The sequence below is a fragment of the Ruminococcus callidus ATCC 27760 genome (genome assembly GCF_000468015.1).
GTDB classification, from domain to species: Bacteria; Bacillota; Clostridia; order Oscillospirales; family Ruminococcaceae; genus Ruminococcus_C; species Ruminococcus_C callidus.
In genome coordinates this window covers 24,413-26,491 of sequence record NZ_KI260289.1, presented here as the reverse complement: position 1 = coordinate 26,491, position 2,079 = coordinate 24,413, and the positions used below count along the sequence as shown (strand labels likewise).

The 2,079-nt window shown below is 53.2% G+C and carries 2 protein-coding genes; both read right to left on the bottom strand.

The window, feature by feature from the left end; translation table 11 throughout:
* Positions 1–119: 119 nt before the first annotated feature.
* Positions 120–1,112 (bottom strand): sensor histidine kinase, encoded by a 993-nt coding sequence (locus RUMCAL_RS00635; protein ID WP_021680434.1) that lies wholly within the window; start codon positions 1,110–1,112, stop codon positions 120–122.
* A 9-nt stretch (positions 1,113–1,121) separates the two neighbouring features.
* Positions 1,122–1,796 carry a response regulator transcription factor gene (locus RUMCAL_RS00630; protein ID WP_040646346.1) on the bottom strand — a complete coding sequence of 225 codons (675 nt, stop codon included), beginning with the start codon at positions 1,794–1,796 and terminating at the stop codon, positions 1,122–1,124.
* Positions 1,797–2,079: the final 283 nt, after the last annotated feature.

Below are 2,079 nucleotides of genomic sequence, written 5' to 3'. Positions count from 1 at the left end.
AGTCGCCAGACGCTCTTTGTGCGGTATTGCCTTGACTACTACAGTATACCACAAACGGGAAATGCTTCGCCATCGATTCGGCTTACATTTCCCGCTTTCTTTCTTACATTTTTGTCACATCACTCAATGCCGCGTGTTTCCCGAAACATGCCGATGCGAATGGTGGTGCCTTGCTCTGCCTGCGACTCCGCTGTAATGGTATGGTTCAGGTTCCGGCAGATTCGCCGGCAGAGATACAACCCGATGCCGCTTGCCTTTTTGTCCGTTCTGCCGTTGCAGCCTGTAAAGCCCTTTTCAAAAATACGGGGCAGATCCTCCGCTGCAATGCCGATTCCCGTGTCCCGAATGCACAGCGTTTTCGGCTCCTCCAGAAAAATCGAAACCGTCCCGCCGGAGGGAGTATATTTCAACGCATTGGAGAGCACCTGCTCCAGCACGAACAGCAGCCACTTTTCATCAGTCAGCACCTGACAATCCAGCGGCTCATATTCCAGCCGAATCTTCCGGTGGATAAACTGGGCGGAAAACCGCCGCACTGCCTGCCGGACGATACTGTCCAGATCACACTGCACAAAGAGATAATCCGTGGAGTCTGAGTCCAGCCGCAGATAACACAGCACCATTTCCACATACTGTTCGATTCGCTGTAGATCTTCCAGCAGCATGTGATTTTCCGGCGTGTCCGCCGCCTGTAGGTGCAGCCGCATGGCAGCGATCGGAGTTTTCATCTGGTGCGTCCACGCCGTGTAATATTCCATCATGTCGCTGTACCGCACCCGCCATTCCTGTGTCAGTTCCTGCTGCTTCTGGTACAGCAGTTCCACCAGTTCCTGATACGCCTGTTCTGACGCGTCCTCCGGCGGCGGGAGGTGCCGGGTAGTAATGACGATCTCCTGCTGCATCTGCCGGAGTGTGCGGCACTTCTGGTAATACTTCCGGAAACGCACCAAAAACCAGAACAAATACAGCACCGCCGACAGCACACCGCCGTACAGCACGGCTTCCGCCGGCAGGTCGTACAGAGAAAATACCAGCACAAAAATGCCGCAGCATGCCAGAAATATCCCGATACTGCCCAGATGCCGGCGGAGATAATCCCCGAAAATTTTCATGCCGTCCTCCTATTCCACCAGATACCCCATGCCCACTTTGGTACGGATAAAGTCGTGCAGCCCCGCCTTGTCCAGCTTTTTCCGCAGCCGGTTCACGTTGACAGTCAGGGTGTTCTCGTCCACAAAACTGTCCGTTGCCCAGAGCCGTTCCATTAAGGTTTCCCGACTGACGACCTTGCCCTTCTGTTCCAGCAGAGCCTGTAGGATCCGGTACTCGTTCTTGGTCAGGTCAATGCGTTCTCCGTGATAGGTCAGCACGGCATCTACGGTGTTGAGGATCGCGTCCCGATGTTCCAACAGAGCCGTCTGCCCGCCGAAGTCGTAGGTTCGCCGGAGCAGTGCCTGTATCTTTGCCAGCAGCACGTTCCAGTCAAAGGGCTTGGCAATAAAATCGTCCCCGCCCATGTTCATTGCCATAATTAAATTCATATTGTCCGAAGCCGAGGACAGAAAAATGATCGGCACCTGTGACACCTGCCGGATCTCCCGACACCAGTGGTAGCCGTCATAACAGGGCAGCATGATGTCCATGAGCACCAGATGCGGGTCAAACGCCGTGAATTCTCCCAGCACGCCGCGGAAATTCTGTACCACCTGTACTGCAAAATCCCACTGTTCCAGCTGGTGCCGCAGTCCGTCCGCAATGCTGCGGTCGTCCTCCACCAGAAATATTCGATAGTTCATCGATGTGCCTCCTGTTTCTGTGATCGTTTTTTGAGAGCACTGCATAAAGTTTAGATGCAGGCAAGCTATAGGCTTAAATAGGTGTCAATTCCCACCCGCAGCAAAACAATGTGTAAACTTTATACCGTCCTTTTTATTATAGCATGATTTCGCATGGTTGGCAAGCCGTGCATTCTCACAAAAAAGACGTGCAGTTCCGCAAAACCACACGCCTTTTTCAGGAAACGTCGTACAAAGCCGGTTTCTGCGTTCCCTTAGGCAATACCGCACAAAGATTGTGCGA